This is a genomic window from Roseateles sp. P5_E8 (assembly GCF_054177665.1).
In genome coordinates, this window is the sequence record NZ_JBGCUM010000001.1 from 192,125 (window position 1) to 206,397 (window position 14,273).

Below are 14,273 nucleotides of genomic sequence, written 5' to 3' on the forward strand. Positions count from 1 at the left end.
GCGCCGCGCCGGCATTGGGCACAACAATGCGCGCCGATGCGCGACGCCCCTCCAGCACCCAACGACGAGCCGACGCAGCCGCCCGGCGCGGCGCGGCTGCTGCTGATCGACGACGCGCCGGAGCAGCTGCGCCAGCTCTCCGAACTGCTGGCGCGCCACTACCGGCTGCTGCATGCCACGGACGGCGTCTCGGGCTTTCACCGCGCGCAGGCGCAGCTGCCCGACCTCATCCTGCTGGACCTGCTCATGCCCGGCATGGACGGCCACGCCGTCTGCCGGCTGCTCAAGGCCGATGCGGCCACCTGTGAGATCCCGGTGATCTTTCTCTCGGCCCACGCGAATGCCCAGCAACGGCTGGACGGCCTGCGCCTGGGCGCGGTGGACTACATCGGCAAGCCCTTTCTGGCCGAAGAGGTGCTGGCCCGCGTCCACGTGCACCTGCCGCGCGCCGCCGCGGCACCGGGGCCGCTGGCCGCTGCGTGCGACCCGGAACTGGCTTTCGTGCATGCGGCTACGCGGCTCATCAGCGAACAGCTGGCGACACTGCCCTCAGTGAGCCAGATGGCCGACCAGCTGGGCCTGAGCGAGCGGCGCCTGTCCACGCTGTTCCGCAAGCACCTGGGGCTGACGGTGTCGGGCTTCGCCAGCGAGGAGCGCATCCGCCTGGGCTGCCAGATGCTGGCGACCACGCCCATGAGCGTGCAGGACATCGCCCTCGACGTGGGCTTTGCCAATGCGGCCAACTTCTCCACCGCCTTCCGCGAGCGCCTGGGGTTGACGCCGCAGGCCTGGCGCCAGCAGCAGCGCAACGGCGCCAGCGCTTGATGCGGCCCTGGCGGTGCTTGGTCTTCTGCCTGATCTGGCTGGTCGTCGCTGCTGCGGCGCAGGCACAGCCCCGACCGGCCTGGCTGCTGCTTGAGGACCCCGGCGGCAACCTGACGCTGGCCGACGTGCAGACGCGCAGCGGCGAATTCAAACCCCACCAGCCCACCAGCCGCCTGCGCACGCCAGGCTACACGCGCACGGCCCTGTGGGCGCAGCTTGAACTGCCCGCCAACGCGCGGCCCGAGACGCTGTGGCTGGTGATGACGCTGACGCGCATGGAGCATGCGCAGCTGTGGGTCGAGGCGCCCGACGGGCAATGGCGGCATGCGCAGGCCGGCCTGCTGGTGCCGCACGGGCAATGGCCGCTGGACACCAGCGACGTGAGCTTCGAGCTGCGCCCCGAACCAGGCCGGCCGCTGCGCCTGATGCTGCGCGAGTCGGGTCGCACGGTCGGCTCCTTCGACGCCCTGCTGTGCCGGCCCAGCGACTGCCTAGGCGAAAACCGCAACACCGCTCTGGCCATCGCCGTGCTGGCCGGCAACCAGATGCTGGCCGCCGCCGGCTACCTGCTGCTGTTCTTCTTCTGGCGCCGGGCGGCCTTCGCGCTGATGGCGGGCTCGGTCGCCGCCTACGGGCTCTACGAGCTGAGCCTGCACGGCCTGAGCTTCCAGTACCTCTGGCCCAACGCCACCGGCTGGGCAGCGCGCAGCCTGGTGGTGCTGATGGGCGCGGCGCAGCTGCTGAATTCGCTGGCCGTGGCCGCCATCCTGCCCATGCGCCTGGCTGCGGCGACGCTGCGCTGGGCGTTGGCTGCGGCCTGGCTCGCCATAGCCGCCGCGCTGCTCACGGCCCTGTGGGGCGACTACCGGGCCGTGGCGCCGCTCGTCAACGCGCTGACGGGCCTGTGCGGCCTGCTAACGCTGGTGCTGGCCGGCTGGGGCTGGTGGCGGCGCCTGCCGCTGGCCGGCTGGGCCGCGGTGGTGATGGCGTCCGCGGTGGTGGGCGCGCTGCCGCGCTACGCCTATGTGCTGGGTTGGCTGGAGATGGGGCCGGTGATGTGGCTGACCACGCCCATCGTGCTGCTGCTGTCCCACCTGCTCCTGCTGGTGGCGCTGGTGCAGCAGGTGGTGCAGCAGCGCCGCGCCGAGCTCGCTGCGCAGGCGCAACTGCTGCAGGAACGGGCCGCTCGCAGCGACGAGCTGGAACGACAGGTGACTCAACGCACCGCAGAGCTGCGCGACGCGCTCGCGGAGGCACACAGCCAGCACCAGCAGCGCAGCCGGCTGCTGGCCTTCATCGGCCACGACCTGCGCGCGCCGCTGGCCGCCACGGTGAGCTATCTGCGTCTGCTGGGCGGCAGCGGCCGGCGCGACCAGCAGCTGCGCGCCAGCGTCGAGCAGGGCGTGGGCTATCAGCTGGCGCTGATCGACGAGTTGGTGGAGTTCTCGCGCGGCGAGCTGCAGGAGCTGGAGCTGGTGCCCGCGCCGCTCTACATCCACGGCCTGCTGCACGAGCTGGCCGAGCAGGGCGAGCTGCTGGCGCGCCAGCGCGACAACGTCTTCCAGGCCCGCATCCACCCCGAGCTGCCCGCCGTCGTGCTGGCCGACGCCAAGCGCCTGCGCCAGGTGTTGCTCAACCTGCTGTCCAACGCCGCCAAGTTCACGGCCGAGGGGCGCATCGAATTGAGTGTCACGCCCTGCCCCACGTCTGCCGGCTGCTGGCGCTTCGAGGTGGCCGACACCGGCAGCGGCATCGCGCCTGAAGACCAGGCCCGGCTGTTCGAACCCTTCTGGCGCGCGCCGCCGCCAGAGGGCCAGCCGCAGGCGGCCGGCTCCGGCCTGGGCCTCGCCGTGGCCAGGCACATCGTCGAGGCCATGGGCGCCCGCATAGCGCTGCACAGCGCGCCGGGCCAGGGCAGCCGCTTTATCTTCAGCCTGCCGCTGGCGCCCGGCCGCGCCGAGGAAGTCCTGATGCCAGCCGATGGCGCCAGCACGCCCGCCGACGCCTCGGAGCCGAGCCGGCTGGCCTTGCTCATCGACGCGCCGCAAGGCCATGCCGACCGCGTCGCCGAGCTGCTGTTCACCGCCAACATCGAGGTCGAGCGCCCCGCCGCCGCCGCCGCGCTGCCGCCCGCCGACCTGCTGCTCTGCGACCCGCAGCTGATGAATGAAGCCGGCCTCGCGCAGCTGCGGCACTGGCGCGCCGCAGACCCCTCGCGCCGCTGCATCGCCCTCATCGACCGCCCGCTGGCGCAGGAGCTGGCGGCTCTGTTCGACGCCTCGCTGTACAAGCCCGTCAACGCCGCCTTGCTGGCCGAGTGCCTGGCCTAATGAAAAGAGCGCCCTCAGGCGCTCCTTTGCACATCGGCCGGCTGCTTACTTCGCCAGCGACTTGGCGTAGTTGTCCATGCCTTCGACGATCTCGGACTTGGCCTTGTCCGGGCCTTCCCAGCCCTTGACCTTGACCCACTTGTTGGGCTCCAGGTCCTTGTAGTGCTCGAAGAAATGCTGGATGGCCTTCAGGCGCATCTGGTTCACGTCTTCGACGCTTTTCCAGTGGCTGTACATCGGCAGGATCTTGTCGGTGGGCACGGCCAGCAGCTTGGCGTCACCGCCGGCTTCGTCGTCCATCATCAGCACGCCCAGCGGGCGGCAGGTGACGACGACGCCGGGCGTCAACGCGAACGGGGTGATGACGAGCACGTCGACCGGGTCGCCGTCATCGGCCAGCGTCCTGGGGATGTACCCGTAGTTGCACGGGTAGTACATCGGCGTGGTCAGGAAGCGATCCACGAACAGCGCGCCGCTCTCCTTGTCCACCTCGTACTTGATCGGGTCGGCATTCATCGGGATCTCGATGATCACGTTGAACTCGTCGGGCACCTTGGCGCCGGGGGTCACGTTGTGCAGGCTCATGGTCTCGTTCTTGGGGGCTGGAAAACCCGCATTCTAGATTTCCCCAACATCGCTGGTAAACGCGCAACTGCGGCGTCAAGCCCGGCCCGTAAGCTCGATCCGCTGTACTCAGGCGTAACCCGCCCGGGGTCATGAATCACACGCTGAACAGGAGACTCATACATGTCGACGGAAATGGCGCTGTACTTTGCGCTGGCTTGCGGCCTCGCAGCCGTTCTTTATGGCTTCATACAACGAAGCTGGATCCTGAGCCAAGACGCGGGCAATGCCCGCATGCAGGAGATCGCCACGGCGATCCAGCAGGGTGCCGCCGCCTACCTCGGCCGGCAGTACCGCACCATCGGCATCGTCGGCGTCGTGCTGGCCATTGCCATCGCCGTCGTGCCCGGCCTGGGTCTGACGACGGCCGTCGGCTTCGTCATCGGCGCGGTGCTGTCGGGCATCTGCGGTTTCATCGGCATGAACATCTCGGTGCGCGCCAATGTGCGCACCGCGCAGGCCGCCTCCAAGGGCATCGGCCCGGCGCTGGACGTGGCCTTCAAGGGCGGCGCCATCACCGGCATGCTGGTCGTGGGCCTGGGCCTGCTGGGCGTGGGCGGCTTCTATCTCGCCATCGGTGGCGGGCATGACAGCACGGCGCTCAAGCCCATGCTGGGCCTGGCCTTCGGCTCGTCGCTGATCTCCATCTTTGCGCGCCTGGGTGGCGGCATCTTCACCAAGGGCGCGGACGTCGGCGCCGACCTGGTGGGCAAGGTCGAGGCCGGCATCCCGGAAGACGACCCGCGCAACCCGGCCGTGATTGCCGACAACGTGGGCGACAACGTCGGCGACTGCGCCGGCATGGCGGCCGACCTGTTCGAAACCTACGCGGTGACGCTGATCGCCGCGATGGCACTCGGCGCGCTGATGATCACCGGCACAAGCGCCTTGGCCGGCGTCGTCTACCCGCTGGCACTCGGCGGCGTGTCCATCCTCGCGTCCATCGTCGGCTGCTACTTCGTCAAGGCCAGCCCGGGCATGAAGAACGTGATGCCGGCGCTGTACAAGGGCCTGATCGTGGCCGGCGTGCTGAGCCTGATCGCCTTCTTCTTCGTCACCAAGGCGATGTTCCCCGGCCCCATCGAGCTGACCGCTGGCGGCACGACCAGCGCGATGGCGCTGTTCGGCGCCTGCGTCGTTGGCCTGGTGCTGACGGCGGCCATGGTCTGGATCACCGAGTACTACACCGGCACGCAGTACCACCCGGTGCAGCACGTCGCCCAGGCCTCCACCACCGGTCACGGCACCAACGTCATCGCCGGCCTGGGCGTGTCGATGAAGTCCACCGCCTGGCCCGTGCTCTTCGTCTGCGCGGCCATCTACTCGGCCTTTGCGCTGGCGGGCCTGTACGGCATTGCCGTCGCGGCCACGTCCATGCTCAGCATGGCCGGCATCGTCGTCGCGCTGGACGCCTACGGCCCCATCACCGACAACGCCGGCGGCATTGCCGAGATGGCCGAACTGCCGGCTTCCGTGCGGGACGTCACCGACCCGCTGGACGCCGTCGGTAACACCACCAAGGCCGTCACCAAGGGCTATGCCATCGGCTCCGCCGGCCTGGCCGCGCTGGTGCTGTTTGCCGACTACACGCACGCGCTGGAAGCGCGCGGCATGCACGAGGTGTTCTCGCTGTCCGACCACAAGGTCATCCTGGGCCTCTTCCTCGGCGGCCTGATCCCCTTCCTGTTCGCCGCGATGGCGATGGAAGCCGTGGGCCGTGCTGCGGGTGCCGTCGTCGTCGAGGTGCGCAAGCAGTTCGCCGACGGCGCCATCATGGCCGGCCTGCGCAAGCCGGACTACAGCGCGGCGGTCGACATGCTGACCACGGCGGCCATCAAGGAAATGATCGTGCCGTCGCTGCTGCCCGTGGCGGCCCCCATCCTGGTGGGCATGATCCTCGGCCCGGCGGCGCTGGGCGGCCTGCTGATGGGCACCATCGTCACCGGCCTGTTCGTAGGCATCTCCATGTGCACCGGCGGCGGCGCCTGGGACAACGCCAAGAAGCTGATCGAGGAAGGCTTCACCGACAGCAATGGCGTGCTGCACAAGAAGGGCTCGGAGGCGCACAAGGCCGCCGTCACCGGCGACACCGTGGGCGACCCCTACAAGGACACCGCCGGCCCGGCCGTGAACCCGCTGATCAAGATCATCAACATCGTCGCCCTGCTGATCGTGCCGCTGCTGCCCATGCCAGTGGGCAGCCACGCGCCGGAGCCTGCTCCTGCAGTGGCGACAGCCCCGGCCGCACCCGCAGCCAGCATGGCAGAACTGCCTGCTGAACTGCCAGCTGAACTGCCAGCTTCGGCTGCCTCGCAGTAAAGCGACGTAAAACCCGCTCAAACGGCCTGCTTGCAGGCCGTTTTCACGTCTGGGCCACGGCAAAATCGGGCCATGGCGAGCACAGCGATCACAAGACACGAACTGACGCGGCGACGCGAACAGTTGCAGGACTTGCAGCGCTACCTCGCCGTGCTGGAGGCCGACCACGACGGCTCCCGTGCCAAGCTGCTGGGCTTCCGGCTGCGCTATCTGGACGCGTTAGGGCCGCTGATGCGCGACCTCGACGAACTGGAGGCCCAGCTGCTGCAGGCCACCTCGCTGCTGTCCGAGGCGCTGAAGCGCCAGGGCGTCGAAGCCCCCCTGCCCGCCTCGCCGCGCGCCAAGGCTTGGCCCGATGTGGCCGCCCTGCCCGCCGCCACGCCGCTGCCGCCCGAACCCACCGGCCCGCTGACGGACCTGCCGCCGCCGACGCTGAAGACGCTGTATCGCCGCGCGGCCAGGCGCTTTCACCCCGACATGGCGCCGCAAGGCCCTGAGCGCGAGGTCTGCGAGCAACGCATGATGGTCGTCAACGACGCCTACGAGCGCGGTGACCGCTACAAGCTCGAAACCCTGCTGCTGGCAGCGGGCGAGCTGCCCGAGAAGGTCATTGGCGGCCCGGCCGATGCGGTGCGCGCCTGGCTGGGCCTGTGCGAGCACATGGTGCAGGGCCGCATCCGCGTCGTGCAGGCGCAGACGCTGGTGCTGCAAGGCCTGCAGATGCACCAGCTGCGCGTCGCCATCGAGCGCGCTGAGGCCGGCGGCATGAAGCCGCTGGACATCATGGCTGCCCGGCTGCGCGCGCAGATCGCCGAGCGCCGCCAGGAGCTCTACATCGGCGAGCGCGTCGGCGGCGATGCTCGCCTGGCGGCCGACTTCCTGCGCAAGCGCTACCAGCGGCTGACGGGGCTGGGCCTAGGCTGAGGGCCAGGCTCAGGCCTCGGCCGCCGCGATCAACATGCGCGTGTAGTCGTGCTGGGCCTCGCCCTGGCAGAGGGCGTCCCGGCTCAGCGTCTCGACGATGCGGCCCTGCTGCATGACGGCCAGGCGGTCGCACAGATGGGCCACGACGCCCAGGTCGTGGCTGACCAGCAGATAGGTCAGGCCATGTCGGGCGCGCAGGTCGGCCAGCAGGTTCAGCACCTCGGCCTGCACCGACACATCGAGCGCCGAGGTCGGCTCGTCCAGCAGCAGCAGCGGCGGCCTCAGGATCAGCGCGCGGGCGATGGCGACGCGCTGGCGCTGGCCGCCCGAGATCTGGTGCGGGTAGCGAAAGCGAAACGCCAGCGGCAGGCCCACCTGCTGCAAGACCTCGTCGATGCGCTCGTCGATGCGGTCCAGGCCCTGCACCTGCAATGGCTCGGCCAGGGCCGTGCGCACCGTGTGGCGGGGGTGCAGGGAGCCGTAGGGGTCCTGGAACACCATCTGCGCGCGGCGGGCATGGGCCGGACTGCGCTCGCCGCGGTAGGCCTCGCCGGCCAGGGCCACGTCGCCGCGCCAGTGGCGGTACTGCCCGGCCAGGCAGCGCAGCACGCTGGTCTTGCCCGAGCCCGACTCGCCGACCAGGCCGAAAGCCTGCCCGCGCGCCACCTCGAAGCTGACGCCATGCAGCACGGCGCGTGCTTCCTTGCCCTCGCCGAAGGACAGGTGCAGGCCCTGCACCGACAACATCGCCGTCATGCCACGCTCCAGGCCGCGTCGCGTTGCAGGACCGGCAGCACGGCGCGACGCTGCTGCAGGCTGGGCAGGGCTGCCATCAACCCCTGCGTGTAGGGATGAGCCGCGTGGGCCAGGTCGGCCGCCGCCAGCGTCTCGACAACGCGGCCGGCATACATGACCAGCACGCGGTCGCAGAAGCGCCGCACCAGGTTGAGGTCGTGGCTGATGAAGAGCAGCGCCAGTCCTTGCTCGGCCACCAGCTCGTCCAGCAGGCCCAGCACCTCCTGGCGCACCGACACGTCCAGCGCCGAGGTCGGCTCGTCGGCGATCAGCAGCTGCGGGCGCTGGGCCAGCATCATCGCGATCATGATGCGCTGGCCCATGCCGCCCGAGACCTCGTGCGGGTACTGCGCCGCCACGCGCCGGGGCTCGCGGATGCGCACCCGCGCCAGCAGCGCCTCGACCTGCTCGTCGCACTCGGCGCGCGAGAGCTTGCTGCCGCGCTGCACCGCCTCGCCGATCTGCCGGCCGATGCTCATGACCGGGTTCAGCGAGTATTTCGGGTCCTGCATGATCATGGACAGGCGCCGGCCGCGCAGGGCGGCCATGTCGCGCTCGCCGGCCTGCAGCAGGTCGATGCCGTCGAACTGCAGGCGCTCGGCGCTGATGCGGGCCTGGCGCGGCAGCAGCTTGAGCAGCGCGCGGCCGACGGTGGTCTTGCCGGAGCCGGACTCGCCGACGACGGCCAGCTTCTCGCGGCCGAGGCTGAAGGACACGCCGCGCACCACGGGCACGGGCGCGGCTGGCGTGCCGTAGGCCACTTGCAGGCCTTCGACTTGGAGCAAGGGAGAAATGGTCATGAACTTTGGCGCGGGTCGAGCGCGTCGTTGAGGCCGTCGCCCAGCAGATTGAAGGCCATGCTGACGGCCAGGATGGCGGCGCCCGGCGCGGCCACGGTCCACCAGCTGTCCAGCATGTAGCGGCGGCCCTCGGAGATCATCGAGCCCCACTCGGGCAGCGGCGGCTGGGCGCCCAGGCCCAGGAAACCCAGGCCGGCGGCCGTCAGCACGACCGAGGCCATGTTCATCGTCAGCCGCACCAGCACCGAGGGCAAGCACAGCGGCGCCAGATGGCGGCATAGCACGCGCAGATGCGAGGCGCCCTGCAACTGCGCGGCAACGATGAAGTCGGCGTTGCGCAGCGTCATGGCCTCGGCGCGGGCCAGGCGGGCGATGGGCGGCCAGGCGGTCAGCGCGATGGCCAGCACCGCGTGGTCCAGGCCGGGGCCCAGCGCCGCGACGAAGGCCAGCGCCAGCACCAGGCTGGGGAAGGACAGGAAGACATCGGCCACGCGCATGCAGACCATGTCGACGCGCCCGCCGAAGTAGCCGGACACCACGCCTATGCCCATGCCCAGCGGGCCGACGACGACGGTCACCAGCACGACGATGAACAGCGTGATGCGGGTGCCGTGCACGAGGCGGCTGAAGACGTCGCGGCCGAACTCGTCGGTGCCGAACCAGTGCGCCGGGCTGGGTGGCAGCAGCGCCGCGGCGAGGTCCTGGCGCAGCGGGTCGTGGCTGGCGATCCAGGGCGCGAACAAGGCCACGGCCACCAGCAGCGCGATGACGGCCACGCCGACGGCGGTCAGGGGGTTGGCCAGCAGCTTGCGCGCCGTGGCGGTGGTCTCGAGGCGCCAGGCCTGCCAGGCCCCCATGGGGACGGCGGAAGCGGAAGCGGTCATGAACGGGCTCTCGGGTCAAACACGCGGTAGAGCGCGTCGGCGGTCAGGTTCAGCGCGACAAAGAGCAGGCCGATGACGAGCACCGAGCCCATCACCGCGTTCATGTCGCCCAGCAGCAGGCTGCCGGTCAGGTAGCTGCCGAAGCCGGGCCAGCCGAACACGGTCTCGACGAGCACCGCGCCCTCCAGCAGGCCGCCGTAGGCCAGGGCCAGGATGGTCAGCAGCTGCACGCGGATGTTCAGGAAGGCATGGCCCCAGACCACCTGGCGCTGGCTCAGGCCCTTGACCCGCGCGGTGGTGATGTATTCCTGGCTGAGCTGGGCCAGCATGAAGCTGCGCGTCATGCGGCTGAGGTAGGCCATGGAGTGCAGGCCCAGCACGCAGGCCGGCAGCAGCAGGTGGCGCAGCGCGCTGCGAAAGGCCGCGCCGTCGCCGGCCAGCAGCGTGTCGACGAGCATCAGGCCGGTCACGCGCGGGATTTCGCCTTCAAACGACAGGGCGATGCGGCCGATGCCGCCGGCCCAGCCCAGCCAGGCGTAGAAGACCAGCAGGCCCATCATGCCGAACCAGAACACCGGCGTGGAATGGCCCAGCAGGCCCAGCACGCGGGCGACATGGTCGGGCCATCGCTTGTGATGGGTAGCCGCCCAGACGCCCAGCGGCACGCCCAGCAGCGCGCCGAGCAGGATGGCCAGTGTGGCCAGCTCCAGCGTGGCCGGCAGCACACGGGCCAGGTCTTGCGTGACGGGCAGGCCGGTCAGCAGCGAGCGGCCCAGGTCGCCCTGGCCCAGGTCGGCGAGGTAGCGGCCGAACTGCGTCCACAGCGGCCGGTCCAGGCCGAGCTGGCGATAGACCTGCTCGTAGGTGGCGCGGTCGGCGTCGGGGCCGACGATGGCCAGCACCGGGTCCAGCGGCATCACGCGGCCGATCATGAAGGTCAGCAGCAGCAGGCCGAGCAGGGCCAGCGCCGCGCTCGTGCCGCTACGAATCAAGCGCTTCGTCATGCCCCGCTCTCCTTGTAGACCTCGCGCAGCCGCGTCGCGCCGCTGGGGTGGCCGTGATAGCCGTGCACCGCGCGGCGCAGCACCTGGGTGTCTAGCATCTGGGCGATGGGCTGGATGGCCCCGACCTGCGCATCGAAACGCTGCTGGGCCTGACGGTAGAGGGCGATCTGCGCAGCGGCGTCCGGTGTCAGCAAGGCCTGCTCGATGAGGCGGTTCAGCTCGGCGTCGGCATAGCCCGTGCGCCAGCCCTGGAAGTTGCTGAGCCGCGCGCTGTCGCGGTTGTCGGGGTTGTAGACCAGCGCGCGCAGGCTGGAGTGCGGGTGGGCCTCGCCGCCGCCGCCGCCGCGGCCGACGACGATCTCGAAGCTGCGCTCGCGCATGGAGCCATAGACTTGGTTGCCGGTGCCCGGCAGGATGCTGGCGCGGATGCCGGCCTGGGCCAGCGTGGCCTGCAGGCTGGTGGCGATGCCGGTGAAGGGCGCCTCGGCGATGACACGGATGGTCGTGTCGAAGCCGTCGGCCAGGCCGGCCTGAGCCAGCAGGCGGCGCGCGGCAACCGGGTCGAAGCCATAAGCGGGCTGCGGCAGCGACGCAGGCAGGCCGGGCGGCACGGGGCGCATCTGCAGCTCGCCGTAGAAGGGCAGCACGCCGCCGGCGACGCCCCGGAAGTCGATCAGATGACGCAGCACGGCGCGGCGCACGCGCTCGTCGGCAAAGCGCGGCTGGCGGGCGTTGACGGCGACGTAATACATGGTGGCGCGGCGCACTTCCTCGACGACCAGCTCGGGCCGCTTGGCCAGCGCACGCACGTCGGGCGCCGACATGCCACCGGCGATGTCGAGGTCACCGCGCATCAGCATCAGCCGCAGCGTCTGCGACTCGGTCATGTGGCGGAAGACGACGCGGCGCAGCCGGGCGGCCGGTTGCCAGTAGTTGGCCGAGCGGCGCATCGTCAGCAGCTCCTTGGGTCGCCATTCCTCCAGCTCGAAGGCGCCCGAGCCGGCGGCGTGTGTGGTCAGCCAGGCATGGCCGAGGTCGCCGCGCTGCTCGTGGGCCAGCACGGCCTCGCGGTCGATCACATAGCCGCTCATGGACGTGGCCAGCGTCATCAGCACCAGCGTCGGGTCGGTGGCCTGCGGCAGGTCCAGAACCAGGGTCTGCGCGTCTTCGGCGCGGATGTTGGCGGCGGCGTTGGCCGCCGTGTAGCCATAGCTCTTCCAGACTGAGGCCAGGGCCAGGTTGAGCGTCAGCACGCGCTGCAGCGACCAGGCCGCGTGCGCTGCCGTCAGCGGCCGGCCGCTGGCAAAGCGCAGGCCGGCGCGCAGCTTCAGCGTGATGCGCCGGCCGCCCTCGCCCACCAGCCAGCTCTCGGCCAGGCTGGGGCGCAGGCGGGTGGGGTCAGCGGCGTCGACTTCAAGCAGGCTGTCGTAGAGGTTGCAGGCCACGGTGGCCGCGTCCAGGCCGGTGGCGGCGGCGGGGTCCAGCGAGAGCAGGTTGTTCATGCTCATGCCGATCAGCAATTGGTCGTCGGGCGAGCCGGCTTGCGCCGCGCCCCAGGCCCCGGCGAGCAGCACAGGGAGATGGCGGCGGCGCAGAGGCCACGAGGATGCCGGGAACATGGCGGCGCTCAGTAGGTGGCGACGGTGTGCTTCGAGATGTAGTCGAAGTTGATGTCCTCGCCCAGGCCAGGCCCCTGCGGCAGGGCCACGAAGCCGTCGGCATCCATGGGGTCGATGAGGGCGTTGAGATAGGCCGGCACTTCGTCGTAGTCGAGGAAGGGGTGCAGCAGGCCGCGCTCGTACCAGCGGCAGTTGCGGATGGCCCCGCACACCGCCAGGTTGGGCGCGCCGTTGCCATGCACCTCACAGTTCATGCCGAAGGACTCGGCGAGGTGGGCCACCTTCATGGTCGGGCCGATGCCGCCGCAGCCGGTGACGCCGGCACGCAGGATGTCGCTGGCGCCGGCCCTGACCCAGTCGGCCCGGGCGTAGTGCTTGCCCGACAGGCTCTCGGGGCCGAGGATGGGCACGTCCAGCTGGCCGGCCAGCCAGGCGTACGACGCCGTGCTCTGCTCGTTCATCATTTCCTCGAACCACGAGAAGTTCAGCTCCTCAAGCGCGCGGCCGATGCGCAGCGCGTCGGTGCGGCTGTACTCGTGATAGCCATCCAGCATCAGCTCGATGTCCGGCCCCACGGCCTCGCGTACGGCGGTGCAGGCCTTGATGTCCATCGCGACGCTGGGCGCGAAGGAGACGGGCGGCATCCAGGTGTGCAGCTTGATGGCCTTGTAGCCACGCGCCACCAGCTTCTGCGCGAAGTCGCCGTATTCCTCGGGCGTGGACAGGCCGCCCGCCAGTTCGTCGCCGCACATGGTGCTGCCGTAGGCCGGCACCTTGTCGCGGTAGCCGCCCAGCAGTTGATGGACCGGCACACCCAGCGTGCGGCCGATCAGGTCGTATAGCGCGCTGTCCACCGCGCCCAGCGCGCGGTCGGTCAGTTGGCCGGCGCTGCCGCGCTGCCAGTGCTCCAGCTCGCACCACAGCTTCTCGCGCTGCAGCGCGTCGCCGCCCACCAGCACGCGGCGCACGAACTGGTTCAGCACATGGGGCCGCACGACCTGGGGCGGCGCAAAGCAGTGGCCTTCGACGCCATCGGTGCTGCGGATGGTCAGCAGCGCCAGATGGCCCGTGCCCAGGGGGCCCGGGTGGGAGTGGCCGGCTGCATCGACCGAGCGCCGCGTCGGGTGGGTGAACTCGACGGCACTCACGCTTTCAATCTTGATCATGGTCTTCAATCTCATCAGTCGTCTGATGACTTGGAGTGTAGGGCCAACGATGATGCCTGCCCATATTGCTGGGGAAAACCACGAGAAATTCGATGAAACAGGCCAAGCGGAGGTCTGATGACTTGCCTATACTGACATCAGTCGTCCGATGACTTGACGTCAACACACCACCCTACCCATCGTGAACAACAACCTCCCTGCATCGCCGTCCAGCCGCACGCCCAGCCTGTCGCAGCGCGTTGTCGACGGCATTTCCGAGCGCATCGCCAGCGGCGCGCTCAAGCCCGGCGAGCGCGTGCCCACCGAGCCGGTGCTGATGCAGGAATTCGGCGTCAGCCGCAGCGTCGTGCGCGAAGCGGTCTCGCGGCTGCAGGCCGGCGGCCTGTTGCGCACGCAGCAAGGTGTGGGCAGCTTCGTGCTGGCGCCCAAGGTCGACATGCCGCCGCTGCAGCAGATGCCGGGCGCGGAGCTGAAGCTGCAGCAGAAGCTGTCGATGCTGGAGCTGCGCCTGAGCCTGGAGCCCGAGTCCGCAGCACTGGCCGCCCAGCGGCGCACGCCGGAGCAGCTCGCCGCCATGGAGCAGGCGCTGGACGATTTCGACACCCAGCACAGCACCGGCGAGGCCACCGCCGAGGCCGACTACCGCTTTCACGAGCTGATGGCCCAGGCCACCGGCAACGAGTATTTCTCGCACGTGCTGCGCGCACTGAGCAGCGCCACCATCCCGCGCCAGGCGACTGCCCGGCGTAACAACAGCAGCAACAGCAGCGGCGCCAAGGCGGCCCGCTTCGGCGAGCCGTCGCCCGAGTTGCGCTCGGGCAAGGAGATCACGGCCCAGGAGCACTGGGCCGTGCTGGACGCCATCCGCCGCGGCGATGCCGCCGGCGCACGCGCCGCCATGTTCATGCACCTGAACAACAGCCGCGAACGAATGAAGAACGCCAGCCGCTGAAGCCTGGCTGGCGGTACAGGGCCCATCAGAG

The 14,273-nt window shown here is 70.1% G+C and carries 12 protein-coding genes; 5 read left to right on the forward strand and 7 right to left on the reverse strand.

The window, feature by feature from the left end:
• Positions 1 to 36: 36 nt before the first annotated feature.
• Together ACXRVZ_RS00905 and ACXRVZ_RS00910 are read left to right on the forward strand one after the other, a co-directional pair.
• Positions 37 to 825 carry a response regulator gene (locus tag ACXRVZ_RS00905; RefSeq protein ID WP_457422990.1) on the forward strand — a complete coding sequence of 263 codons (789 nt, stop codon included), beginning with the start codon at positions 37 to 39 and terminating at the stop codon, positions 823 to 825.
• 17 nt (positions 826 to 842) lie between these two features.
• On the forward strand, positions 843 to 3,155 hold the full coding sequence (locus ACXRVZ_RS00910) for an ATP-binding protein (RefSeq protein ID WP_457422992.1): 2,313 nt from the start codon (positions 843 to 845) through the stop codon (positions 3,153 to 3,155).
• Between the two features lie 45 nt (positions 3,156 to 3,200).
• Here ACXRVZ_RS00910 and ppa read toward each other — a convergent pair whose 3' ends face one another.
• Positions 3,201 to 3,740, reverse strand: a complete 540-nt coding sequence (ppa, locus tag ACXRVZ_RS00915; RefSeq protein WP_457422994.1) for an inorganic diphosphatase — start codon at positions 3,738 to 3,740, stop codon at positions 3,201 to 3,203.
• Positions 3,741 to 3,902: 162 nt separating this feature from the next.
• Here ppa and ACXRVZ_RS00920 point away from each other — a divergent pair, with 162 nt between their 5' ends.
• Both ACXRVZ_RS00920 and ACXRVZ_RS00925 read left to right on the forward strand, forming a co-directional pair.
• Positions 3,903 to 6,098: a sodium-translocating pyrophosphatase gene (locus ACXRVZ_RS00920; protein WP_457422996.1), complete on the forward strand. Its 2,196-nt coding sequence runs from the start codon at positions 3,903 to 3,905 to the stop codon at positions 6,096 to 6,098.
• A gap of 72 nt (positions 6,099 to 6,170) precedes the next feature.
• On the forward strand, positions 6,171 to 7,022 hold the full coding sequence (locus ACXRVZ_RS00925; protein ID WP_457422998.1) for a J domain-containing protein: 852 nt from the start codon (positions 6,171 to 6,173) through the stop codon (positions 7,020 to 7,022).
• 9 nt (positions 7,023 to 7,031) lie between these two features.
• On the opposite strand, the gene ACXRVZ_RS00930 is transcribed toward ACXRVZ_RS00925, so the two are convergent.
• The 6 genes from ACXRVZ_RS00930 to ACXRVZ_RS00955 are packed head-to-tail and all read right to left on the reverse strand — an operon-like array spanning position 7,032 to position 13,290.
• The gene (locus ACXRVZ_RS00930; protein ID WP_457423052.1) at positions 7,032 to 7,769 is read right to left on the reverse strand and encodes an ABC transporter ATP-binding protein; all 738 of its coding nucleotides are present in this window, start codon (positions 7,767 to 7,769) and stop codon (positions 7,032 to 7,034) included.
• A gap of 5 nt (positions 7,770 to 7,774) precedes the next feature.
• Complete coding sequence (locus ACXRVZ_RS00935) at positions 7,775 to 8,617, reverse strand: ABC transporter ATP-binding protein (protein WP_457423000.1); 843 nt, start codon at positions 8,615 to 8,617, stop codon at positions 7,775 to 7,777.
• Positions 8,614 to 9,474 (reverse strand): ABC transporter permease, encoded by an 861-nt coding sequence (locus ACXRVZ_RS00940; RefSeq protein WP_457423054.1) that lies wholly within the window; start codon positions 9,472 to 9,474, stop codon positions 8,614 to 8,616. The genes ACXRVZ_RS00935 and ACXRVZ_RS00940 overlap by 4 nt, the downstream gene beginning before the upstream one ends.
• A gap of 23 nt (positions 9,475 to 9,497) precedes the next feature.
• Entirely contained in the window at positions 9,498 to 10,505 is a 1,008-nt protein-coding gene (locus ACXRVZ_RS00945; protein ID WP_457423002.1) for an ABC transporter permease, read from the reverse strand.
• Positions 10,502 to 12,124 (reverse strand): ABC transporter substrate-binding protein, encoded by a 1,623-nt coding sequence (locus tag ACXRVZ_RS00950; protein ID WP_457423004.1) that lies wholly within the window; start codon positions 12,122 to 12,124, stop codon positions 10,502 to 10,504. The genes ACXRVZ_RS00945 and ACXRVZ_RS00950 overlap by 4 nt, the downstream gene beginning before the upstream one ends.
• 8 nt (positions 12,125 to 12,132) lie before the next feature.
• Entirely contained in the window at positions 12,133 to 13,290 is a 1,158-nt protein-coding gene (locus ACXRVZ_RS00955) for a mandelate racemase family protein (protein ID WP_457423006.1), read from the reverse strand.
• A 181-nt stretch (positions 13,291 to 13,471) separates the two neighbouring features.
• Between ACXRVZ_RS00955 and ACXRVZ_RS00960 the strand changes: the two genes are divergently transcribed.
• On the forward strand, positions 13,472 to 14,242 hold the full coding sequence (locus ACXRVZ_RS00960; RefSeq protein WP_457423008.1) for a FadR/GntR family transcriptional regulator: 771 nt from the start codon (positions 13,472 to 13,474) through the stop codon (positions 14,240 to 14,242).
• The last annotated feature ends 31 nt before the right edge of the window (positions 14,243 to 14,273 follow it).

Coding starts and splice junctions, on each gene's coding strand:
- ACXRVZ_RS00925 (WP_457422998.1), top strand. CDS start 6,171: ATGGCGAGCACAGCGATCACAAGACACGAACTGACGCGGCGACGCGAA.
- ACXRVZ_RS00940 (WP_457423054.1), bottom strand. CDS start 9,474: ATGGGGGCCTGGCAGGCCTGGCGCCTCGAGACCACCGCCACGGCGCGC.
- ACXRVZ_RS00935 (WP_457423000.1), bottom strand. CDS start 8,617: ATGACCATTTCTCCCTTGCTCCAAGTCGAAGGCCTGCAAGTGGCCTAC.
- ACXRVZ_RS00930 (WP_457423052.1), bottom strand. CDS start 7,769: ATGTTGTCGGTGCAGGGCCTGCACCTGTCCTTCGGCGAGGGCAAGGAA.
- ACXRVZ_RS00920 (WP_457422996.1), top strand. CDS start 3,903: ATGTCGACGGAAATGGCGCTGTACTTTGCGCTGGCTTGCGGCCTCGCA.
- ACXRVZ_RS00905 (WP_457422990.1), top strand. CDS start 37: ATGCGCGACGCCCCTCCAGCACCCAACGACGAGCCGACGCAGCCGCCC.
- ACXRVZ_RS00955 (WP_457423006.1), bottom strand. CDS start 13,290: ATGATCAAGATTGAAAGCGTGAGTGCCGTCGAGTTCACCCACCCGACG.
- ACXRVZ_RS00945 (WP_457423002.1), bottom strand. CDS start 10,505: ATGACGAAGCGCTTGATTCGTAGCGGCACGAGCGCGGCGCTGGCCCTG.
- ppa (WP_457422994.1), bottom strand. CDS start 3,740: ATGAGCCTGCACAACGTGACCCCCGGCGCCAAGGTGCCCGACGAGTTC.
- ACXRVZ_RS00950 (WP_457423004.1), bottom strand. CDS start 12,124: ATGTTCCCGGCATCCTCGTGGCCTCTGCGCCGCCGCCATCTCCCTGTG.